The 21,273-nt window shown below is 72.3% G+C and carries 18 protein-coding genes; 8 read left to right on the forward strand and 10 right to left on the reverse strand.

Translation table 11 applies throughout. From position 1 onward, the window contains the following. Positions 1 to 307: 307 nt before the first annotated feature. The 3 genes from AAC134_RS19235 to AAC134_RS19245 all read right to left on the reverse strand — a co-directional run bounded on the left by AAC134_RS19235 (position 308) and on the right by AAC134_RS19245 (position 3,536). On the reverse strand, positions 308 to 1,018 hold the full coding sequence (locus AAC134_RS19235) for a hypothetical protein (RefSeq protein ID WP_339950749.1): 711 nt from the start codon (positions 1,016 to 1,018) through the stop codon (positions 308 to 310). Positions 1,019 to 1,416: 398 nt separating this feature from the next. After that, the gene (argF, locus tag AAC134_RS19240; RefSeq protein WP_339950750.1) at positions 1,417 to 2,346 is read right to left on the reverse strand and encodes an ornithine carbamoyltransferase; all 930 of its coding nucleotides are present in this window, start codon (positions 2,344 to 2,346) and stop codon (positions 1,417 to 1,419) included. After that, on the reverse strand, positions 2,343 to 3,536 hold the full coding sequence (locus tag AAC134_RS19245) for an aspartate aminotransferase family protein (protein ID WP_339950751.1): 1,194 nt from the start codon (positions 3,534 to 3,536) through the stop codon (positions 2,343 to 2,345). The genes argF and AAC134_RS19245 overlap by 4 nt, the downstream gene beginning before the upstream one ends. 352 nt (positions 3,537 to 3,888) lie before the next feature. Between AAC134_RS19245 and AAC134_RS19250 the strand changes: the two genes are divergently transcribed. Further along, entirely contained in the window at positions 3,889 to 5,016 is a 1,128-nt protein-coding gene (locus AAC134_RS19250; protein WP_339950752.1) for a calcium-binding protein, read from the forward strand. 111 nt (positions 5,017 to 5,127) lie between these two features. Here the strand turns inward: AAC134_RS19250 and AAC134_RS19255 are convergent, their stop codons facing one another. The 3 genes from AAC134_RS19255 to thrS form a co-directional block, all read right to left on the reverse strand. Continuing rightward, positions 5,128 to 5,289 (reverse strand): hypothetical protein, encoded by a 162-nt coding sequence (locus AAC134_RS19255; RefSeq protein WP_339950753.1) that lies wholly within the window; start codon positions 5,287 to 5,289, stop codon positions 5,128 to 5,130. A 305-nt stretch (positions 5,290 to 5,594) separates the two neighbouring features. Next, the gene (locus AAC134_RS19260; RefSeq protein WP_339950754.1) at positions 5,595 to 5,978 is read right to left on the reverse strand and encodes a hypothetical protein; all 384 of its coding nucleotides are present in this window, start codon (positions 5,976 to 5,978) and stop codon (positions 5,595 to 5,597) included. 306 nt (positions 5,979 to 6,284) lie between these two features. After that, positions 6,285 to 8,291: a threonine--tRNA ligase gene (gene thrS / locus AAC134_RS19265; protein ID WP_339950755.1), complete on the reverse strand. Its 2,007-nt coding sequence runs from the start codon at positions 8,289 to 8,291 to the stop codon at positions 6,285 to 6,287. Between the two features lie 292 nt (positions 8,292 to 8,583). Between thrS and AAC134_RS19270 the strand changes: the two genes are divergently transcribed. Next, entirely contained in the window at positions 8,584 to 9,099 is a 516-nt protein-coding gene (locus tag AAC134_RS19270) for a GNAT family N-acetyltransferase (protein WP_339950756.1), read from the forward strand. A 148-nt stretch (positions 9,100 to 9,247) separates the two neighbouring features. Here the strand turns inward: AAC134_RS19270 and AAC134_RS19275 are convergent, their stop codons facing one another. Beyond that, complete coding sequence (locus tag AAC134_RS19275) at positions 9,248 to 9,871, reverse strand: CatB-related O-acetyltransferase (protein ID WP_339950757.1); 624 nt, start codon at positions 9,869 to 9,871, stop codon at positions 9,248 to 9,250. A gap of 190 nt (positions 9,872 to 10,061) precedes the next feature. Continuing rightward, entirely contained in the window at positions 10,062 to 11,315 is a 1,254-nt protein-coding gene (locus AAC134_RS19280; RefSeq protein ID WP_339950758.1) for a glycosyltransferase family 4 protein, read from the reverse strand. On the opposite strand from AAC134_RS19280, the gene AAC134_RS19285 reads away from it, so the two are divergent. The 6 genes from AAC134_RS19285 to AAC134_RS19310 all read left to right on the forward strand — a co-directional run bounded on the left by AAC134_RS19285 (position 11,314) and on the right by AAC134_RS19310 (position 19,451). Continuing rightward, positions 11,314 to 12,111 carry an alpha/beta hydrolase gene (locus AAC134_RS19285; protein WP_339950759.1) on the forward strand — a complete coding sequence of 266 codons (798 nt, stop codon included), beginning with the start codon at positions 11,314 to 11,316 and terminating at the stop codon, positions 12,109 to 12,111. The two genes, AAC134_RS19280 and AAC134_RS19285, sit on opposite strands and share 2 nt — an antisense overlap. 151 nt (positions 12,112 to 12,262) lie before the next feature. Then, positions 12,263 to 13,063: a hypothetical protein gene (locus tag AAC134_RS19290; protein WP_339950760.1), complete on the forward strand. Its 801-nt coding sequence runs from the start codon at positions 12,263 to 12,265 to the stop codon at positions 13,061 to 13,063. Between the two features lie 284 nt (positions 13,064 to 13,347). After that, positions 13,348 to 15,069 carry an ABC transporter ATP-binding protein gene (locus tag AAC134_RS19295; protein WP_339950770.1) on the forward strand — a complete coding sequence of 574 codons (1,722 nt, stop codon included), beginning with the start codon at positions 13,348 to 13,350 and terminating at the stop codon, positions 15,067 to 15,069. Next, on the forward strand, positions 15,066 to 17,003 hold the full coding sequence (locus AAC134_RS19300; protein ID WP_339950761.1) for an ABC transporter substrate-binding protein: 1,938 nt from the start codon (positions 15,066 to 15,068) through the stop codon (positions 17,001 to 17,003). Before AAC134_RS19295 ends, AAC134_RS19300 begins: the two co-directional genes overlap by 4 nt. A gap of 220 nt (positions 17,004 to 17,223) precedes the next feature. Beyond that, positions 17,224 to 18,252 (forward strand): ABC transporter permease, encoded by a 1,029-nt coding sequence (locus AAC134_RS19305; RefSeq protein ID WP_339950771.1) that lies wholly within the window; start codon positions 17,224 to 17,226, stop codon positions 18,250 to 18,252. 77 nt (positions 18,253 to 18,329) lie between these two features. Next, entirely contained in the window at positions 18,330 to 19,451 is a 1,122-nt protein-coding gene (locus tag AAC134_RS19310; RefSeq protein WP_339950772.1) for an ABC transporter permease, read from the forward strand. Between the two features lie 27 nt (positions 19,452 to 19,478). Here AAC134_RS19310 and AAC134_RS19315 read toward each other — a convergent pair whose 3' ends face one another. Both AAC134_RS19315 and AAC134_RS19320 read right to left on the reverse strand, forming a co-directional pair. Next, positions 19,479 to 20,606, reverse strand: a complete 1,128-nt coding sequence (locus AAC134_RS19315; protein WP_339950762.1) for a glycosyltransferase — start codon at positions 20,604 to 20,606, stop codon at positions 19,479 to 19,481. Next, complete coding sequence (locus AAC134_RS19320) at positions 20,603 to 21,181, reverse strand: histidine phosphatase family protein (protein ID WP_339950763.1); 579 nt, start codon at positions 21,179 to 21,181, stop codon at positions 20,603 to 20,605. Before AAC134_RS19320 ends, AAC134_RS19315 begins: the two co-directional genes overlap by 4 nt. Positions 21,182 to 21,273 lie beyond the last annotated feature (92 nt).

Below are 21,273 nucleotides of genomic sequence, written 5' to 3' on the forward strand. Positions count from 1 at the left end.
TCGAACCCACGGCCCTCGGTTTTGGAGACCGATGCTCTACCAACTGAGCTACACCCCTCCAGCGGCGCGGTCTCTACCCTTCGCCGAGGGGGAGGTCAAGCGGCGGCGAGCGGGTTGACCGGGCCGCGGGCCCCGCCGCGCCGGGGGACGCCGCGGAAAGGCGTCCGCCCCGATCGGCGACCGGGGCGGACCGGGAGGCGGCGCGCGAGGGCCGGAGCGGGGCGCGACGAGGTGTGAGGGCGCCGGAACCGCCGGCCGCGCGCGCCTCCCGGCAGGCGGGCCCGGCGCCGGGCCGGGCCCGCAGGGCTCAGGCGCGGCCGCGACGTCGCAGCATCAGCCCGCTCAGCCCCAGCGCCCCCGCCAGCAGCGGCAGCGCCGCGGGAACCGGCACGGCCGAGGCCACGGCCACCTTCGAATCGCCGTAGGTCTGGGTGTCGCCGAGCGCGTGGGCGATCTCGATCACCGTGGTCAGCGAGAACGGGCTCGCGCCCGGCGCCAGGTCGGAGCCGTCCATCGCGAAGGAGGAGAAGCCGTCGGGCGCGGCGAAGCTGAAGCTCTCGCCGATCCGCTCGGCCTCTCCGAAGGCGGTGTTGGAGGGATCGTAGTAGGACGTGATCGTCGCCTCGCCCCCGGTGAAGCCGCTGAGCGTCGTGTCGAAGCCGAACAGGGCCTCGTCGAGCGTCAGGTCGGTCTGGGTCACCGCGATGCGCAGGTCGGCCGGCTCGCCCAGGCTGTTGGCTTCGAACGAGAGCGTCAGGTTGGGGCAGTCGATCGCGGACGCGCAGCTCGAGGCCTGCGTCGAGAGAAGCTCCCAGCCGCCCAGCGGGTTGGTCATGCCCGAGTCGTAGTCGATGGAGCCGGCAAGACCGTCGTCGTCGCCGGCCCCGCCGTCCGTCACGATGAAGGTGTCCGAGGGGTCGCCGTTCGAATATTCGATCGACAGGGCCGAGGCCGGCGCCGCCGTCAGGACGAGCGCCGCCGCGAGCGGCAGGAGCCGCCCTTGGGTCAGGGTCTGCATTGGATTGCTTTCGTGGAGACGTGTACGCGTCTTGCAGGCGGAGACGCGCATACGCCCGGCGCACCCCCTCGCGACGTTCCCGGCGTCGGTGCGCCTGCCGGAACATCCACGTAATTCAGCCCGTGGGCCGCGGGGTCCAGTCCCGCGCGAAGGGTCCGTGGCGTCGGGTGGACGGATTTCCCGACCGATGGCCTCGCCCCTTGTCTCGCGAAACGATTGCGGCCGGCGTCGCCCAACTGTGGCGGGCCGCGCCGATTTTCAGGCAGGGCCGGACCTGCCGCCCCGCGCGTCCGTCGACGGGGCGTCCGCCCCGGGGGCCGTCATGCGAAAGGGCGGCGCCCTGCGGCGCCGCCCCCTGCCCGGCCGGTCCGGCCAGCCGTTCGTCTCTTTGCGCGCCCTCAGGCCCCGAGGCACCAGCGCAGGATCGCCTTCTGGGCGTGGAGGCGGTTCTCTGCCTCGTCGAAGATCACCGAGTGCGGGCCGTCCATGACCGCGGAGGTCGCCTCCTCGTCGCGGTGGGCGGGCAGGCAGTGCATGAACAGCGCGTCGGGCCTGGCCCTGGCCATCAGTGCCTCGTTGACCTGGTAGGGGCGCAGCTGGTTGTGGCGCCGGTCGCGGGCCGAGGCGTCGTCGTGCATCGACAGCCAGGTGTCCGTGACCACCAGGTCCGCCCCCTCGGCCGCCTTCAGCGCGTCGCGCTCGATCACGATCTCCGCCCCCTCGCCGCGGGCCCAGTCGACCACCTTCGGGTCCGGGTCCAGCGTCTCGGGCCCGGTGAAGGTCAGGTCGAAGCCGAAGCGGCCGGCGGCGTGCAGGAACGAGGCGCAGACGTTGTTGCCGTCGCCCGACCAGACCACCTTGCGCCCCGCGATCGAGCCGCGATGCTCCTCGTAGGTCATCACGTCGGCCATGATCTGGCAGGGATGGCTGCGGTTGGTCAGGCCGTTGACGACCGGCACCGACGCGTTGTCCGCCAGTTCCAGCAGCGTCGACTCCTCGAAGGTGCGGATCATGATCGCGTCGACATAGCGCGACAGGACGCGCGCGGTGTCAGCCACCGTCTCGCCCTGGCCGAGCTGCATCTCCGAGCCGGTGAGCATCATCGTCTCGCCGCCCATCTGGCGGATGCCCACGTCGAAGCTGACGCGGGTCCGGGTCGAGGGCTTCTCGAACACCAGCGCCACCATCTTGCCGGCCAGCGCCATGTCGTCGTCCGGCGTGCCCTTGGGGCGCCCGGCGCGGGCGTCCTTGACCGCGCGCGCGTCCTCGAGGATCGCGCGCAGGGTCTTGGCGGGGACCTTGTCGAGGTCCAGGAAGTGCCGGGTCATCCGGTCGCCTCCTTCTGTTTGACCTCCACCGCGACCGCCGCCGCGTCGAGGCGCGCGACAGCCTCGGCCATCTCCTCGTCGGTGATGTTCAGGGGCGGCAGCAGGCGCACGACGTTGTCGGCCGCCGGCACCACCAGCAGGCGCGCGTCGTAGCCCGCGGCCACCACGTCGGTGTTGGCGGCCTTGCACTTCAGCCCCAGCATCAGCCCCTCGCCCCGCACGCCCTCGTAGACGTCGGGGTGGGCCGCGATCAGCCCCTCGAGCTTCTGGCGAAGCGCGCCGGCCTTGCGCGAGACGTCGGCGAGGAACCCGTCCTCGAGCACCGCCTCCATCACCGCGCAGCCCACCGCGCAGCCCAGCGGGTTGCCGCCGTAAGTCGAGCCGTGGGTGCCAAAGCCCATGCCGTCGGCGGCGGACTCAGTCGCCAGGCACGCGCCCAGCGGGAAGCCCCCGCCGATGCCCTTGGCGATGGTCATCACGTCGGGCGCGACGCCGGCCCACTCATGCGCGAACAGCTTGCCGGTCCGCGCCACGCCGCACTGGATCTCGTCGAAGACCAGCAGCAGGTCATGCTCGTCGCAGACCTGGCGCAGCAGCTTCAGGAAGGCCGCGTCGACCATCCGGATGCCGCCCTCGCCCTGGATCGGCTCGATCAGGATCGCGGCCGTCTCGGGGCCGACGGCGGCGCGCAGGGCGGCCTCGTCGCCCACCGGGACCTTGTCGAAGCCCTCGAGGATCGGGCCGAAGCCCTTGGTCATCTTCTCCCCGCCCGAGGCCGCGATCCCCGCGGCCGAGCGGCCGTGGAAGGCCCCCTCGAAGGTGACGATCCGCACCTTCTCCGGCTTGCCGTTATGGGAGAAATGCTTGCGCACCATCTTCACCGCGCACTCGATCGCCTCGGTGCCCGAGTTGGTGAAGAAGACCGTGTCCGCGAAGGTGTTCTCGGTCAGGAGCTGCGCGAGCTTCTCCTGGTTCGGGATGCGGTAGAGGTTCGAGGTGTGCCACAGACGTCGGGCCTGGGACTCCAGCGCAGCGACGAGACGCGGGTTGGCATGGCCCAGAACGTTGACTGCGATCCCGGCGCCGAGATCCAGATAACGTTCACCCTTGTCGTCGATCAGCCAGGGACCGGACCCTTCCACGAAGGAAAGGGGGGCCCGCGCGTAGGTCGGCAGGACCGGCGTGATCACCTCGAGGCACTCCTCGTATTCGGCCGCAGAACTGAAATCGCCCCGCGGTGGCGGCCGGGCCGGGCGGGGCGGAACGGGCTGCATCGGGCGCCGGACGCGAAAAGTCAATGAACACGGGCCCCGTGGGCAGCGAATCAGCTTTGAGACGGGGGGCGGGAGGCCAGGCGCCCTGTGGCCGTCCGCGCGCGAACCGGCGATCGGAGCAACCTTCTCGGGCATCGCCGCCCCGCAGCATCATCCCAAGGGAGAAGTGACGAAGCGTCATGCGTCGCATTCCTCCCGCTTATTCTTCCATGAACAGGTCGACGCCCCTTACTTGGCCCCGTTCCAGTCCAGCCGAGGGGGGCCAGCCGTGGTCATCGCGAACCAGATTGAAAGCCAGCTCTACCAGACGCTTGACGAGAACGAGGTCTTCGCGACGATCGTCCAGATCCAGCGTGGCCTCTATAACCGCGAGGTCTACGGCAACCCGCCCGCGGTCACCGCCTATTACGAGGGCGGCGCGCAGGCCCCGCTGACCGCCTACGAGGGCGATGTCGTCTCGATCTGGATGGGCGTGTGGAACACCCAGACCCAGCAGATCTCGGGCTTCGGGCTGGGGGCCGACGAGGACGGCTGGATGAAAGTCCGGGGCCTCGCGGGGAACGATATCGAGAAGGCCGGTCTGGCGAGCTACTCCTGGCACGCCGAGGTCAGCCAGACCGGCGGCCGGGTCGACGCCACGTTCGATCGAAGCGGCACCTTCAACGACACCGGCCGCCAGGGCCTGCGGATCGAGACGGGCGCGCCCGCCGAGTATGTGCCGGAGGTCGGCCTGATCTCGGGCAACGGTTCGGCCAGCCAGAGCCTGCAGACGATCCGGTTCGAGGGCTGGCTGGACAACCCCTGGTACCAGTGGTCGACCGAGCCCGGCGCAGACCTGCTCAGCGGGCTGAATTTCGCGATCGAGGTCAACTACGTCGACTACGCCGACGGTCTGCTGACCGGCAAGGGGCGCGAGACGTCCGGCTCGGGCCGGAACGACAAGCTCAAGGGCAAGGGCGGCGTCGACCTGATGGAGGGCAAGGGCGGCAAGGACCTGCTGCTGGGCAAGGGCGGGTCCGACCGGCTCGAGGGCGGCGGCGGAAACGACCGGCTGAAAGGCGGCGCGGGCGCGGACATGCTCGACGGCGGGCCGGGGCGCGACAAGCTGTGGGGCGGGTCCGGGGCCGACTGGCTGATCGGCGGCGCGGGCAAGGACCGGCTGTCGGGCGGCGGCGGCGCGGATGTGTTCGAGTTCGGCCGCAAGGACGGCAAGGACGTCGTCCTCGACTGGTCGGGCAAGGACAGCCTTGCGATCAGCGGCGGCGCCGCAACGTTCGAGGATCTGACCCTGCGCGTCTCAGGCGAGGACCTGGCGATCGCCTGGGCGCAGACCAAGGTCGTCCTCAAGGACGTGGGGCCCGAGGCGTTCGACGACGGAGACGTGGTCTTCCTCTGAGCGCGGCCTCCGAGCGCGGGGGTCAGGAGAGCGCGGCGCCCGGGCGCGCCGGCCCGCGCGCCGCGCCTGACGCCTGCGCCCCTTGCGACGCGCCGTCTCCCGCCCGGAGCCTCAGGCCAGCGCCGAGAAGGCCGCAAGCGCCGCCGCTCCCGCCGAGGCCAGGCCCAGCGCCACGCCCAGACCGACCTTGGCGACTCGCCAGATGAATCGCCTCAACGCCCCGGCCCCGGCGCGCGTCGCCACGGCGACCCCGGCGCCGGCGGCCTCGGCCACCGCCCCCGATCCGGCCCTCGATCCCAGGCTCGCGCCCGAGACGGCGCCGGGCGCGCCCGTGGGCGCAGGCTCGCGCGGCAGGCGCGCCTCGTCCGGAGCGCGGACGGCGGCGCCGGCCGGTCGCGTCGCCCGCGTCGAGGAGGGCGCAGCCCGGGGCGTCGAGGGGCCGGCCGACGCGTCTCCCCCAGGGAGCGAGGGACCGGCGTGGAGGGGGGGATCGATGCGGGACATTCGAGGCTCCGTGTCGGTTTCAGGGGGGTCGGTTTCAGGGGGGTCGGTTTCAGGGGGGCGGGGTCCGCCGAGGATCAGCCGAGGACCAGGAACACCCCGACCAGCACGGCCATGGCGATGCCGGCGGCGACCAGCCAGCGGCGATGGCTGGCGGGATCCAGCACGATGGTCCCGGCGCTCGCGCGGCCGTCGCCGATGCGGGCGGCCTGCTCGCGCAGAAGCGCGGCTTCCTCGGCATCCTCTGCCACCGCCTCGGCGGGATCCTGCGGATCGGCGATGCCGCCTCGTCGAGGATGGGTCTGGTTCGATGCGGCGGCGCCGGCGAGCAGGTCGGCCTCGCTCGGGACTTCGCGCGACTCGCGGTCGGCGGCGGGCTGCGGACCCGCTCCGGGTTCTGGCGGCGGGCCCGCGTCAGGCTCGCGGACGGAGGGCTCGCGGACGGGGGTCGGGACGGTCATGGGACCTCTCCTTGCAGCGGGGCGCCGCCGGTCAGGATTGCCGTCCGCGCCCGCGGACGGTCCCCCCGCGGCGCACCCCGAAGAGATTGGGAGCCCGCGCTCAGGGCGCAACGCGCGGACGCGAAAAGCCCCGCCGCGGCGCGGAATGAAGGGCGCCAGGCCCTGAGCGTCGCCGGCTCGGGCGGAGCGAGGGCGGCGCACCCCGGACACCGCTCGGGCTCCCGGCCCCGCCCGCAACGCAACGACCCCGCCGGGGGACCGGCGGGGTCGAGAAACCAGGGCGCGCGAGTGGGTCCGCGCGGGGCCTCAGCGCAGATCGGGCGGGGTCGCCTCCTCGACGATGGCCGCCGCGGCGTCCTCCAGCGGCAGGACCGTCTGGCCCTTCTCGCCCAGGCGGCGGATCGAGACGCTGCGCTCCTCGACCTCCTTGCGGCCCACGGCGAGGATCAGCGGCACATGGGCCAGCGAATGCTCGCGGACCTTGTAGTTGATCTTCTCGTTGCGCACGTCCGCCTCGGCCCGCAGGCCGAGCGCGCGCAGGGCGGCCGCGGCCTCGAGCGCATAGGCGTCCGCGTCCGAGGTGATGGTCGCGATCACCACCTGCCGGGGCGCCAGCCACAGCGGGAAGCGGCCGGCGTGGTTCTCGATCAGGATGCCCAGGAACCGCTCGAAACTGCCCAGGATGGCGCGGTGCATCATCACCGGGCGCACCTTGTCGCCGGCGCTGTCGACGTATTCTGCGTCCAGCCGGTCGGGCAGGTTGAAGTCGGCCTGGAAGGTGCCGCACTGCCATTCCCGCCCGATCGCGTCGGTCAGCTTGAAGTCCAGCTTCGGCCCGTAGAAGGCGCCCTCGCCCGGGTCGACCTCATAGGGCAGGCCCAGCGCGTTGATCGCCTTCTCGAGCGCCGCCTCGGCCTTGTCCCAGACCGCGTCCGAGCCCACCCGCGTCTCGGGCCGGGTGGAGAGCTTGATGTCGAAGCTCTCGAAGCCGAGATCCGCGTAGACCGAGGAGAGCAGCGTGATGAAATCCGCGCACTCGCTCTCGATCTGATCTTCCGTGCAGAAGATGTGGGCGTCGTCCTGGGTGAAGCCGCGCACCCGCATCAGCCCGTGCATCGAGCCCGAGCTCTCATACCGGTGGCAGGACCCGAACTCCGCCAGGCGCAGCGGCAGGTCGCGATAGCTCTTCTGGCCCTGGTTGTAGACCTGGACGTGGCAGGGGCAGTTCATCGGCTTGAGGGCGTTCACGCGCTTTTCGTTGGCGTGGGAGCCGGCCTCCGAGCTCTCGTCGATCTCGGTGATGAACATGTTCTCGTGGTAGTTCTCCCAGTGGCCCGAGGCCTCCCAGAGCTTCCGGTCCACGACCTGCGGCGTCTTGATCTCCTTGTAGTTCGCCTTGGTCAGGCGACGGCGCATGTAGTCTTCCAGCGCGCGGTACACCGACCAGCCGTCGGGGTGCCAGAACACCATGCCCGGCGCCTCGTCCTGGAGGTGGAACAGGTCCATCTCCCGGCCGATCTTGCGATGGTCGCGGCGCTTGGCCTCCTCCAGCTGGTGGAGATAGGCCTCGAGGTCCTTCCGGGTGCGGAAGGCCACGCCGTAGATGCGCTGGAGCATCTTGTTGCGGTGGTCGCCGCGCCAGTAGGCGCCGGCCACCGACATCAGCTTGAACGCGTCCGGCGGCACCTGGCCCGTATGCACCAGGTGCGGGCCGCGGCAGAGATCCTGCCAATGCCCGTGCCAGTACATGCGGATCGGCTGGCCCTCGGGGATCATGCCGACGAGCTCGACCTTGTAGGGCTCGTCGCCCGCCTCGTAAAACTTGATCGCCTCGGCGCGGTCCCAGACCTCGGTGCGGACCGGATCGCGCTTGGCGATGATCTCGCGCATCTTCTTCTCGATGGCCTCGAGATCTTCCGTCGAGAACGCCTCCTCGCGGTCGAAGTCGTAGTACCAGCCGTTCTCGATCACCGGGCCGATGGTGACCTTCACGTCCGGCCACAGCTCCTGCACCGCGCGCGCCATGATATGCGCGCAGTCGTGGCGCACCAGCTCCAGCGCCTCGGCCTCGTCCTTCATCGTCACCAGCGCCACCTGCGCGCCGTCTTCCAGCGGCGCGGAGAGGTCCGCGAGCTTGCCGTCGACCTTCGCCGCGATGGCGGCCTTGGCGAGCGACTTGGAGATGTCGGCGGCGAGATCGGCGGAGCTGGACCCCGCCGGCATAGTCCGCGTCGCGCCGTCCGGCAGGGTCACGGTGACCTGCCGGGCCTCGACCGAGGGGGACTCGGGACGGGCGGCGTGCGCGTCGGACATGGGGTCTCTCCAAAGGATCATGGGCGTCGCGGGACCGTCCCGCGCCGCGTGGCGCGCACCATATGGGGGGCGGGCGGGCTGTCAAGGAACGGCTGGGGGCGGGGGGCGCCCGGGATCGGGGATGCGCCCGCTCTGGCGGGGGCCGGGGCGCGGGGGATCGGCTTCCACTCTCCGGAAAGCGGTCGAGCGATGCGGAACCCGCGCGCGATCCCGGTTGATCCCCCCGCGCGGGCTGTGAGAGGCGGCCCACCGCCCGAGCGCCCCCTTTTCCACCGGATCCCGCGGAGGCCCCATGACGGACCTTGACGACGCCCGCCCCGAGCCGCCCTCGGAGGCCGACCCCGAGCTGACCCTGCGCCGCAGCGCGCCGCTCGACCTCTCGCCGCTGGCCCGGCTGCTGGCCGACGAGAGCGACCTCGCGCTGGCCAACCCCAACGCCGCCCGCCCGTTCTGCGAGCGCGAGTGGCGCGAGACATGGCTGGGCGATCTCGACGACGCCGCCTTCTACGTGACCGACCCCGAGGGACGCGAGGTCGGCTTCTTCGCCCTGCGCGTGGGCGTGGGTCCGGAGGTGCGCCACCTCGCCTACCTCTGCCTCGACCCCGCCCATCGCGGCGGCGCCGGCCGACGGATGACCGAGCTGGTCGAGGAGGCCGCCCGCGCGCTCGGCGCGCTGAGCGTCACGCTGAAGGTCGAGCTCGACAACGCCCCCGCCCTGACCGCCTACCGCGCCGCGGGCTACGAGGAGCTTTCGCAGCGCCGCGGCATGGCCACCCTGCGCCTCGACCTGGAGCCGGTCGCCGCCTGAAGCGCGCCGCGGCCCGGGGGCGCGTGCGAAGGTCGAACCGGGCGCGCGCCCCGGGCCCGACCCGGGGCCTCGCGCGGGCGCCGGTTCGCGCCGCGAGCGGGAAAGGCGCGGATCGGCCCCTGCGTCGCCGGACCCTCGCGCGCGTCCCTCAGCCCTCCCGCCAGCGCGCGTGCAGCCCCGCGACGTCGCCCGAGCACAGTAGGTCGAGCGCGCCGCGGATCTCCTCGATCGGCCAGTCCCACCAGCGCATCTCGAGCAGCATGGCGATCTCGGCCTCGCCGAAGCGGCGGCGGATCTCGCGGGCGGGGTTGCCGGCGACCACGGCGTAGGGGGCCACGTCCCCGGTCACCAGCGCGCGGGCGCCGATCACCGCGCCAGAGCCGACCCTGACGCCGGGCAGGATCATCGCCTCGGCCCCGATCCAGACGTCGTCGCCGATCACCGTGTCGCCGGCCGGGGCGTAGCCGTTGGAGGCGTGGCCCAGCACCGGGTCGTCGTCCCAGTGGAACGGGAAGGTCGAGACCCAGTCCGTCCGGTGCCCCTGGTTGCCCCCCATCACGAAGACCGCCCCCGTCCCGATCGAGCAGAACGCGCCCACGACCAGCCGATCGCCCTCGCCCGGGTTGGGCGAGATGTAACGCGCGCACTCGTCGAACCCGTGCCCGTGATACCAGCCCGAATAGTAGCTGTAGCGCCCCACCGAGATGTTGGGATTGCGCGCCAGCTCCAACAGGTAGCGTCCCGCAAACGGGCTTTCGAAAGCGTTGGTCATCGGGCGGGCTCCCTTCTCTTTCGCCCCCTTGCGCGCCGGCCGCGACCGGCGCCCCGCCGCGCTCTGCGCGCCGGGGTGGGCGGGCGGGAGGCGTGCAGAGCGCGGCGGGGCGTCTGCCAAAGGCGCGACCTCGTTCCTTCAGGCGCGCCTGGAGACTTCGCGCCTCGGGCGCGCCCGGTGACCCCGCGCCTCAGGCGCGCCCGGTGACCCGGTCGTAGATCTCCAGCGTGGCGCGCTGCATGCCCTCGGTCGAGAACCGCTGCATCACCCGGGCGCGGCCCGCCATCCCCATGTGTTCGCGCCCGCTCTCGTCCAGGCTCAGCGCCTTCTGCACCGCCTCGGCCAGCGCCTGCGCGTCGCCGGGGGGATAGCGCCAGCCGGTCAGGCCGTCCTCGACCGTCTCGCGCGCGCCGCCGTGGTCGGTGGCGATCACCGGGCGGCCCATCGCCTGCGCCTCGACCGCCACCCGCCCGAACGCCTCGGGCTCCAGCGAGGCCGAGACCACCACCGAGGCGAGCTTCAGCCCCGCGGCCATGTCGTCGCAGTGGCCGGCCAGCGCGCAGCAGCCCTCGACCCCGCGCTCGCGGATGCGATCGGCCATCTCGCGGCCATAGGGCGAGTCGGGCTCTCCGCCGACCATCAGGAACAGGAAGTCCTCGCCGCCGCGCATTGCGCGCAGGCGGGCGGCGGCGTCGATGAAATGCGCCTGGCCCTTCCAGCGGGTCAGGCGGCCGGGCAGCATCACCACCGGGCGCGGATCCTCGACCAGCCCCCAGCGCTCGGCCAGCTCGGCCGTGCGCGCGCCCGAGACCGCGGCCGGGTCGAAGGCCGCGATGTCGGCGCCCCGCGGGATGACGACCACCTCGGCCTCGGGCAGGCGCGCGCGAATCATCCTGGCGATGAACTCCGAGACCGCGATCACCGGCCGCCCCCGGCCCATGATCCGGTTGTAGAGCCACTTGCCCGGAAAGTTCTCCTTGTAGACCCCGTGCCAGGTGGTGACGAAGGGCACGCCCGTGGCCTTCGCCGCGAACCACCCCGCCCAGGCCGGCGCGCGGGAGCGGGCGTGAACCAGCTCCACCCCCTCGGCGCGGATCACCTCGGCCAGCGCCCTCGCGTTGGCGCGGATCGCCCAGGGCGCCTTGCGGCCCACCTCCATGCGGATCAGCCGGCCGCCGGCGCGCGCCAGCGCATTCTCCATCCGCCCGCCGCGGGAGGCGACCAGCGCCACGCCGCCGGCGCGCGCGATCGCCTGCGCGATCTCGACCGTGCCGCGCTCGACCCCGCCGCCGTCGAGCGCGGGGGTCAGCTGCAGGACCACCGGCCCCCGGGGCGCGCCCGCAGCGGCCGAGCCCGAAGGGTCGACACCGCCCCCGGGGGCGGTAGTCTGCGCCCCCGCAAGCGCCCCTGTCTGGGCATCGGAAGCGGAGCCCGTTCCATCCATGACCAACCCGTCTCCCCTCCCGGATCTCCTCACGCTCGAGGACGGTCGCAAGATCGCATACCACAGGACCCTCGCGAGCGACGAGTCGCCCGACGCCGGCCGTCCCGTCACCCGGCCCGGCGTGGTGTTCCTCGGCGGCTTCAAGTCCGACATGACCGGGACCAAGGCGACCTTCCTCGAGGACGCCTGCCGCGCCCGGGGCCTGGCCTTCCTGCGCTTCGACTACACCGGCCACGGGCAGAGCTCGGGCGACTTCGAGGAGGGCTGCATCGGCGACTGGGCGCGCGACGCGCTCGATGCGCTCGATGCGCTGACCGACGGCCCGCAGATCCTGATCGGCTCCTCGATGGGCGGCTGGATCAGCCTGCTGACCGCCCGCGCCCGGCCCGAGCGGCTGGCGGGCCTGGTCACCGTCGCCGCCGCCCCCGACTTCACCGAGGACGGCATGTGGGCGGCCTTCACGGACGACCAGAAGGCCGAGATGGCCACGACCGGCCGGGTCGAGCTGCCCTCCGACTATTCCGACGCGCCCTACGTGATCACCCAGAAGCTGATCGAGGACGGGCGCGCCCACCTGGTGCTGCGCGCGCCCCTCGACCTGCCCTTCCCGGTGCGGCTTCTGCAGGGCACGGCGGACGAGGACGTGCCGCTGGACTGGGCGCTGAAGCTGCTCGACCACGCCGAGAGCCCGGACCTGCGGCTGACGCTGGTCAAGGGCGCCGACCACCGGTTCTCGGGCCCCGCGGAGCTCGCCCTTCTGGAAAGCGCGCTCGACGAGGTGCTGGCGCTCGCCTGAGGCGGGACTGCCGCTGGCGCACACTGCGCTTGCGCGCGGGCGGCAACTGCGCTTGCGCGCGGGAGACGGGGCGGGCAGGCTCGCGAAATCGCGGCCTCGCCCTTTCCGCTTCCGGCGCCTCGGGCGCGAGCCTGTTCCGGGGAGCGTTTCCATGACCCTTCGTCCGTCCACCCGTCCCCTCCGCCCCGCGGCCCTCGCCTCGGGGCTCGCGGCGGGAGTGGCCGTCGCCATCGCCGCGCCGGCGGCCCGCGGCCAGGAGACGCCGGCTTCGCAGACCACGCTGACGACCTATCTCTGGGCCGCCGCGGTCACCGAGAACCTCGCCGGCGGCGCCTCGGTCGAGGTGGATTCGATGACCGTGATCGAGAACCTCGACTTCGGCTTCATGGGCGAGGCGATCCACCGCCGCGGCGACCTGCTGCTGGGGGTCGAAGGCTTCTACGTCGACGTCTCCAAGTCCGGGCGCGCCACCCTGCCCCCGGCTGCCGGAGAGCCCGCCTCCCCCGATCAGCTGACGGTGGGGGCGGGGCTCGACACCACGACCACCTTCGTCAAGCCGCAGATCGGCTGGCGGCTGGTCGAGACGCCGCGCGCCACCGTGTTCGGCACGCTCGCCCTGCGCTGGACGCGCTTTGACACGAAGTTCGGCGCCGACGCCTCGGACGGGCGCTCCTACCAGATCTCGGTCGAGGACACCGCGCTCGACGCGCTGGTCGGCGCGCGGGGCGAGATCGCGCTGACCGAGTCCTGGTCCCTGCCCTTCGTGGTGGGCGCCGGCGCGGGCGAATCCGACTTCACCTGGGAGGTGTTCGCCGGCCTCGCCTGGACGCGGGGCCCCCACCGGCTGACCGCGGGATGGCGGCATGTCGACTGGGAGCTGGGCTCGGCCAGCCGCTATGTCGACTCGGTCGCCTACGACGGCCCGCTGCTGGCCTATTCCTTCACGTTCTGAGCAAAGCTGACGCTGCGGCCGGCCGCAACGTTCATCAAAGCTGTTGCCCTGCGGCGCCGAGGCGGCCATGCTCGGCCCGCGCAACGGCTTGGCGAGAGGGAGGAAACGTGGGGACCGAACCGCCCGAGACGCCTGACGGCCGGCCCGCCGAGGCCGCCGCCGCTCCCGGTCGCGCGTCCGTCGATGGCGCAACGGGCGAAAGCGCGCCGGACGGGCGCGACTCCCGTCCTCCGCTGCTCGAGGTGTCGGGCCTGACGGTCGCTTTCGGGCGCGGGCGCCTGGCGATGGAGGTCGTCTCCGACGTCGCCTTCTCGGTGCGCCGCGGCGAGACGCTGGCCATCGTGGGCGAGAGCGGCTCGGGCAAGACCGTCTCTGGCAAGGCGCTGCTGCGAATCCTGCCCAAGGGCGCCTACGTGACCCGCGGCGTCGCCCGCTTCCACCTTCCCGACCGGGACCCCGTCGACCTGATGTCGCTGCGCGGCTCCGAGCTGCGCGCGATCCGGGGCGGGCGCATCTCGATGATCTTCCAGGAGCCGATGAGCTCCCTCTCCCCGCTGCACACCATCGGCGCCCAGACCGAGGAGGGGGTGCGCCTGCACACCTCCCTGCGCGGCAAGGCGGCCAAGGAGCGCTGCCTCGAGATCTTCGCCCAGGTCGGCTTCCCCGACCCCGAGCGCGCCTGGTCGGCCTATCCGTTCGAGCTTTCGGGCGGCCTGCGCCAGCGCGCGATGATCGCCATGGCGATGGTCTGCAGACCCGACCTGCTGATCGCGGACGAGCCGACGACCGCGCTCGACGTCACCACCCAGGCGCAGGTGCTCGACCTGATCAAGCAGCTCCAGCAGGAGATGGGCCTCTCGGTGATCCTGGTGACCCACGACCTGGGCGTGGTCGCCAACATGGCCGACCGGGTGACCGTGATGCGCAAGGGCCGCGTGGTTGAAGCCGGCCCCGTCGCCGACATCCTCGAGCGTCCGGGCCATGGCTACACCCGCGCCCTGATCGCCGCCGCCCCGGAGCTGCCCGAGGGCAAGCCGGTGCGCCGCGGCGGGGTCGAGGACCCGATCTTCTGGGCCCGCGGCCTCTCCAAGACCTACCCCGGCCGCCGCAAGAGCTTCGGCCCGCCCGCCGCCGAGGTCAGGGCGGTGCAGGACGTGCAGCTCGCTGTCGGCCGCGGCGAGACGCTGGCCATCGTGGGCGAGAGCGGCTCGGGCAAGTCCACCATCGCCAAGCTGATGCTGCGCGCCGAGGAGCCCGACGGCGGCGCCGAGATCGGCTTCAAGGGCGCCGACGGCGAGACGCTGGACGTCACCCAGCTCTCGGGCCAGGCGCTGAAGAACTTCCGCTCCAAGGTGCAGATCGTCTTCCAGGACCCCTACGCCTCGCTCAGCCCGCGCATGGCGGTGATGGACATCCTGACCGAGCCGCTGCGCGTCCACCACCGCGGCGCCGACCGCGAGCGGCGGGAACGCGCGGCCGACCTGATGCGCCAGGTGGGGCTGAGCCCCGAGCATCTCTCGCGCTTCCCCCACGCCTTCTCGGGCGGCCAGCGGCAGCGCATCTCGATCGCCCGGGCGCTGGCCCTGCAGCCCGAGCTGCTGGTCTGCGACGAGCCGACCAGCGCGCTCGACGTCTCGGTTCAGGCGCAGGTGCTGGCGCTGCTCAAGGACCTGCGCGACGACCTGGGACTGAGCTACCTGTTCATCAGCCACGACCTGACGGTGGTGGCCGATCTCGCCGACCGGGTGGCGGTGATGCGCCGCGGCCGGATCGTCGAGCAGGGGCCCGCGTCGCTGCTGTTCCAGGACCCCAAGCATCCCTACACCCAGGCGCTGATCGCGGCGTCGCCCGAACCCGACCTCTCCCGTCGCCTCGACCTTGCCGCCGTCGCGCGCGGCGCCGGCGCGCCCGACACCTGGCCGGAGCCCTTCGGCTATGGCGCGGACGACGCGGCGCCCGGATTGCTGGAAGTCGAGCCCGGACATTTCGTAAGGTGCGCCGCATGACCCGCTCCCCCCGCACGCCGAGCTTCGCGCTCACCCGCCGCCAGGGCCTGGTCGGCGCCGCCGCCTCGATCTTCGCGCTCGCAGCCGGCCGGGCGCTGGCCCAGGCGCCCCGCGAGTCCGCCTCGCTGCAGGCCCGGGTCGACGCCGGCGAGCTGCCCCCCGTCTCCGAGCGCCTGCCCCAGGAGCCGCTGGTGGTCGACCTCGAGGCCAAGGGCCGCGCGCTGGGCCAGGCGGGCGGGCGCCTGCGCACGATCTTCACCCGCGCCCGCGACATCCGCTACATGGTGGTCTACGGCTACGCGCGGCTGGTCGGCTTCGACCAGGATTACAATCTCGAGCCCGACCTCCTGCGCGACGTGGTGGTCGAGGAAGGGCGGATCTTCACCCTCCACCTGCGCCGCGGTCACAAGTGGTCCGACGGCGCCCCCTTCACCACCGAGGATTTCCGCTACTGGTGGGAGGACGTGGCCAACAACGAGCAGCTGGTGCCCGCGGGTCCCCCCGCCCTGCTGCTGGTCGACGGCAAGGCGCCCGACGTCACGGTGGTCTCCGAGACCGAGATCCGGTTCGAGTGGGCCACCCCCAACCCGCGCTTCCTGCCGGCGCTGGCGCAGGCGCGCCCGCCCTTCATCTACCGCCCCTCGCACTTCATGAAGCAGTTCCACGAGGACTACACCGACAAGGACGAGCTGGCGGGGATGCTCCGCCGCACCCGCTCGCGGAACTGGGCCCAGCTGCACAACAAGCTGGACAACATGTACAACTTCGACAATCCGGCGCTGCCGACCCTGCAGCCCTGGATCAACACGACCGAGCCGAACGGCCAGCGCTACATCCTCGCGCGCAACCCCTACTATCACCGCGTCGACACGCAGGGCGTGCAGCTGCCCTACATCGACGAGGTCGAGGCCGAGATCGCGGCCTCGGGCCTCGTCGCCTCCAAGGTCACGCTGGGCGAGAGCGATCTGCAGATCCGCACGCTGACCTTCTCCGACGCGCCCGTGCTCAAGAAGGGCGAGAAGACCGGCAACTACACCACTTACCTGTGGACCAACGGCGCCGCCTCCGAGATCGCGCTCTACCCCAACCTCAACTACGAGGATCCCGGCTTCCAGGAGCTCTTCCGCACCGCCGACTTCCGCCGCGCCCTGTCGCTGGCCGTCGACCGTCGCGCGATCAACAAGAGCCTGTTCTACGGTCTCGCGAAGGAGCGCGCGGTCGCCCCGCTGGAGCAGAGCCCGTTCTTCACCGAGGCGCGCGCCAAGGCCTGGGCCGAGTACGACATCGACCGCGCCAACGCGATGCTCGACGCGCTGGGGCTCGACAAGAAGGACGGCGACGGCACCCGGCTGCTGCCCGACGGCCGCCGGCTGGAGCTGGTGGTCGAGACGGCGGGCGAGCGGACCGAGGAATCCGACGCCCTCGAGCTGGTGGCCGAGAGCTGGCGCCTGGTCGGCGCGCGGCTGATCTTCCGTCCGCTCGATCGCGACATCCTGCGCAACTCGGCCTACCAGGGCGCCTCGATGATGCCGGTGTGGTACGGCTGGAACAACGGCATCCCCACCGCCTCCTCGCCGCCCGACGACCTGGCGCCGGTGGACCAGGCCAACTTCTCCTGGCCTATGTGGGGCCAGTACTGGCAGACCAAGGAAGGCGCCGGCGAGCCGCCCCAGATCGAGCCCGCCAAGCGCCTGCTGGATCTCTACCACCAGTGGCAGGCCTCGCCCGACGAGGAGAACCAGGCGGCCGTGTGGAACGAGATGCTCGACATCCACGCCGACCAGATCTTCGCCATCGGGCTGGTCTCGGCGGCGCCGCAGCCGATCATCGTCTCGAACCGGCTGCGCAACGTCCCCAAGCAGGCGATCTACGCCTGGGAGCCGGGCGCCCACCTGGGCGTGCACCGCATCGACGAGTTCTTCTTCGTCGAATGATGTCCTCCGCCCCCGGCCTCCCCTGCCCGGCCGCCTCGCGCCGGACCGTCCGCCCCGCCGCTCCGGCGCGGTCCGAGCCCCGATATGCGGCGCCGTCCGCGTTGCGCTCCGCGGCGCCGGCCGCCCGCGCCGCGCCCGCACGCTCCGGGCGCCTTGGGGACGGTGGGCGGGGCGACGCGCGCAGCGCGAGCGCCCGTCCCGCCGTCCCCGCTCGGGAGGTCTGCTGATGGGCCGCTACGTCCTCAAGCGCTGCTGGACGATGCTGTGGACCCTGCTGCTGGTCTCGATGCTGGTGTTCTGGATCGTCAACCTGCCGCCGGGCGACGTGCTCTCCAACCAGATCCAGCAGCTGCGCGCCTCGGGCGAAAGCGCCTCGGTCGCCAAGGCCGAGTTCCTGATGAAGGAATACGCGCTCGACCGCCCGATGTGGGAGCAGTACCTGATCTGGATGGGCTTCTGGCCCGGACCGCAGGGCTTCTCGGGCATCCTGCAGGGCAACCTCGGCTGGAGCTTCGAGCTCGACCAGCCCGTCTCGGCCATCGTCGGCGAGGCGCTGTGGATGACCATCGCCCTGAACTTCTTCACCATCCTCTTCGTCTACATCGTGGCCCTGCCGCTGGGCGCGATCGCGGCGGTCAAGGCCAACTCCTGGATCGACTACACCGCCACCTTCGTGGGCTACATCGGGCTCGCCACGCCCAACTTCCTGCTGGCGCTGATCCTCTACCACAAGGGCGCGCAGTGGTTCGGCCTGCCGGTCGGCGGTCTGATGGACAAGTCCTACGTCGACCAGCCGATGAGCTTCGAGAAGCTCGGCGACATCATGCTCCACATGATCGTGCCGATCATCGTCATCGGCACGTCCGGCATGGCCGCCATGGTCCGCCGCCTGCGCGCCAACCTCCTCGACGAACTCGGCAAGCCCTACGTGACCACCGCGCGCGCCAAGGGCGTGGGCAAGGTCGCCACGATCACCCGCTACCCGCTGCGCATGGCGCTGAACCCGTTCGTGGCCGACATCGGCAACCTGCTGCCGAGCCTCGTCTCGGGCTCGGTGCTGGTGTCGCTGGTCATGGGGCTGCAGACCATCGGGCCGATCCTGCTCTCGGCGCTGCGCAGCCAGGACTACTTCCTCTCGGGCTTCATCCTGCTGTTCGTCTCGGTGCTGACGCTGCTGGGGATGCTGGTCTCGGACCTGCTGCTGGCCGTGCTCGACCCCCGCATCCGCTTTTCGGGGAGGCGCCGGTGAGCCGCCACGGCATCGACCACGACGCGGGCGATCCGCATGCGCTCGGCCGTTCGGGCGGGGATCTCGACAGCCACTGGATCTCCGACGAGCCCTGGGACGCCGAGTCCGACCTCCAGGCGCTCGAGCGCAAGGACCTCGACGCCTCCACCACCACGCTGATCTTCCGGCGCTTCTTCCGCCACCGGCTGGCGGTGATCTCGGGCCTCTACATCCTGGCGATCTACCTCGCCCTGCCCTTCGTGGGGTTCCTGTCGCCCTATGCGCCGGCCACCCGCAACGCCGACGCGATCTACGCCCCCCCGCAGGAGATCGACTGGTTCGCCCACGGCCACCTGGCGGTCACCTACCCGATGGTCTCGACCATCAACATGGACACGTTCCAGCCGGACTTCGAAAGCGACTACGACGACCCGCGCCCGGTGCGCTGGTTCGCCACCTGCGGCGATCCCTGGACCTTCCTCGGCCTCGCCGACAGCCGCTTCCGCCTGATCTGCCCGCCCGAGGGGGCGGACCTGTTCATCCTGGGCTCCGACCGGCTGGGCCGCGACATCCACAGCCGGATCATGCATGGCGCGCAGCTGTCGCTGACCGTGGGGCTGATCGGGGTCGCGATCAGCTTCGGCATCGGCATGGTGCTGGGCGGGTTCGCGGGCTACTTCGGCGGCTGGTTCGACGCCATCGTGCAGCGCTCGATCGAGATCATCCGCTCGATGCCCGAACTCCCGATCTGGCTGGCGCTGTCGGCCGCGATCCCGGCCAACTGGGGACCGGTGGCGGTGTTCTTCATGATCTCGGTGATCCTGGGCCTGCTCGACTGGCCGGGGCTGGCGCGCGCCGTCCGCTCCAAGTTCCTGTCGCTGCGCGAGGAGGACTACGTCCGCGCGGCCGAGCTGATGGGCGCTTCGACCAACCGCATCGTCGGCTCGCACATGATGCCGAACTTCATGAGCCACCTGGTCGCCTCGGCCACGCTCTCGATCCCGACGATGATCCTCGGCGAGACGGCGCTGTCGCTGCTGGGGCTCGGCCTGCGTCCGCCGGCGGTGAGCTGGGGGCTGATGCTCAACGACGCGCTCGATCTGACGGCGGTCGAGATCTACCCGTGGCTGCTGGCCCCGATGATCCCGGTGATCATGGTGGTGCTGGCCTTCAACTTCCTCGGCGACGGGCTTCGCGACGCGCTCGATCCCTATTCCTGAGGCCGGCGCGGCGCATTGAAATGCGCCCTACGGGTCGAGCGTCTGCAGCACGATCCGCGCGGCCTCCGCCCCGCCGTCGGCCCTCAGCGTCGGCGCCCGGCGGGGCTGGGCGGCGAGCTCCGCCACACGCGCGGCCAGCCCCTCCGGCGTCAGATCCGCGATCCGCGCGGTCTCGATTTCCGGCAGGCGGGCGAAGGCCTCGGCGCGGAGCAGCTGCTCCCGCTCGCCGGCCTCCTCCATCGGGACCAGCAGGGTGGGCGTGCCCGACAGCGCCGCCTCGACGGCGGTGTTGTAGCCGCACAGCGTGACGGCCGCGGCGGCGCGGGAAAGGCGGGGGCGGAAGTCGGGGGCCGCGGGCTCCATCGCCGCGGGGCCCAGCGGGCGCAGCGTCTCGATGACCGCGGCGGCGTCCGCGCCCCCCACCCTCAGCCGCCAGGGCAAGGCCGAGAGGGCCGAGGCCCGCGCCGCCACCTCCAGCAGCCGCCGCCCGATGGCGCCGCCGCCGGTGGCGACCAGCGCCTCGCCCTCGCCCGGCCCCGTCGAGGGCGCGGGAGCCGGCGAGACCGCATAGCCGGCGTATCGGATGCGACGCGCGAGCGGCTCCGGCAGGGTCCCGTCGCCGGGCCAGCTCGCCTCGAGCGGGATCACCGCCGGGTCGCCATGGACCAGCAGCGCGTCGTAGGGGGCCAGCCGCTCCAGCGCCTGCGCCACGCGTCTGGCCTTCGAGGGCGGCTCCATCACGTCGCGGACCGAGCCGATCAGGCGCGCCCCCGCCGGCAGGGCGGCGATGGCGGCGCGGAACTCCGCCTCCAGGTTGCGGCGGCCGAGCGGGTAGAGCTCGGTCACCAGCGCCGCCGGCGCCTCGGCGCGGAGCAGCGCGACCAGCCGCGCCTGCCGATCGGCGCGATAGGCGTCCGAGGCCGGCGCGCCGTCCGCGTCCAGCAGGGCGCGGTAGTCGAGCCCGTCGGAGGCCAGCGGCGGCAGCTGCGCCAGCCGCACGCCCGCCGCGTCCACATGCGCCAGCGGCCGTCCGCCCGAGATCACCAGCGGGTCCGCCCCCAGCGCGGCCAGCGCGCGCGCCAGCGTCAGCGTGCGCACCAGATGCCCCGAGCCCATCAGGTGGGTGACCAGCAGCGCGATCCGCGGCCCGCTCATCGCAGGGGCAGCTTTTCGGGAGGGCCGACGGCGACCGGACGGCCGCCCTCCAGCGTCACCGGGTGCAGGGCGAAGCGCTTGATGCGGAACGTCTCCGGCCCCTCGAAGCGCCAGCCGGTGGCCATCGCCAGCGCCGCGCGCATCAGGCCGCGATGGGTGATCAGCAGGCTCGGTTCGCGCAGCTCGGCGAACAGGGGGGCGAGGCGGGCGAACATGTCCGCGGGCCCCTCGCCGCCGGGGGCGCGGAAGTCCATGCCCCATCCCTCGACCGGGCCGTAGGCGCAGTCGGGATCCGCGATCAAGTCGGCGCCCTGGCGCCCCTCCCAGTCGCCCATGTCCATTTCCAGCAGGCGCTCGTCGATGACGACGGGGGCGCCTTGCGCCAGCGTCTCGGCGGTCTCGCGGGCGCGCGAGAGGGGGGAGCACAGGATCGGCCGGCCGCGCCAGGCTTCGGGCAGGCGGCGCAGGGCCAGCTCCGCCCGCCCCTCGGCCGAGAGCGGCACGTCGGTGCGCCCCTGAAGCCGCCCAAGGGCGTTCCAGTCGGTGGGGAAATGGCGGAGGAGGGCGATCTGCACGGCGGTCCTTCTCGATGGGGCCGGCGGGAGCCGCCGGGCGCCCAGCAATAGCCGCCCCCCTGCCCGGCGTCGACCGCGAGAGGCCCCGGGCC

Origin of the sequence: uncultured Albimonas sp. (assembly GCF_963977235.1) — a bacterium.
Taxonomy (GTDB): Bacteria; Pseudomonadota; Alphaproteobacteria; order Rhodobacterales; family Rhodobacteraceae; genus Albimonas.

Excerpts from the sequence above, each read along its gene's own strand:
- AAC134_RS19235 (WP_339950749.1), bottom strand. The coding sequence starts at position 1,018 with ATGCAGACCCTGACCCAAGGGCGGCTCCTGCCGCTCGCGGCGGCGCTC.
- argF (WP_339950750.1), bottom strand. The coding sequence starts at position 2,346 with ATGACCCGGCACTTCCTGGACCTCGACAAGGTCCCCGCCAAGACCCTG.
- AAC134_RS19260 (WP_339950754.1), bottom strand. The coding sequence starts at position 5,978 with ATGACCGTCCCGACCCCCGTCCGCGAGCCCTCCGTCCGCGAGCCTGAC.
- thrS (WP_339950755.1), bottom strand. The coding sequence starts at position 8,291 with ATGTCCGACGCGCACGCCGCCCGTCCCGAGTCCCCCTCGGTCGAGGCC.
- AAC134_RS19270 (WP_339950756.1), top strand. The coding sequence starts at position 8,584 with ATGACGGACCTTGACGACGCCCGCCCCGAGCCGCCCTCGGAGGCCGAC.
- AAC134_RS19275 (WP_339950757.1), bottom strand. The coding sequence starts at position 9,871 with ATGACCAACGCTTTCGAAAGCCCGTTTGCGGGACGCTACCTGTTGGAG.
- AAC134_RS19285 (WP_339950759.1), top strand. The coding sequence starts at position 11,314 with ATGACCAACCCGTCTCCCCTCCCGGATCTCCTCACGCTCGAGGACGGT.
- AAC134_RS19280 (WP_339950758.1), bottom strand. The coding sequence starts at position 11,315 with ATGGATGGAACGGGCTCCGCTTCCGATGCCCAGACAGGGGCGCTTGCG.
- AAC134_RS19290 (WP_339950760.1), top strand. The coding sequence starts at position 12,263 with ATGACCCTTCGTCCGTCCACCCGTCCCCTCCGCCCCGCGGCCCTCGCC.
- AAC134_RS19295 (WP_339950770.1), top strand. The coding sequence starts at position 13,348 with ATGGAGGTCGTCTCCGACGTCGCCTTCTCGGTGCGCCGCGGCGAGACG.
- AAC134_RS19300 (WP_339950761.1), top strand. The coding sequence starts at position 15,066 with ATGACCCGCTCCCCCCGCACGCCGAGCTTCGCGCTCACCCGCCGCCAG.
- AAC134_RS19315 (WP_339950762.1), bottom strand. The coding sequence starts at position 20,606 with ATGAGCGGGCCGCGGATCGCGCTGCTGGTCACCCACCTGATGGGCTCG.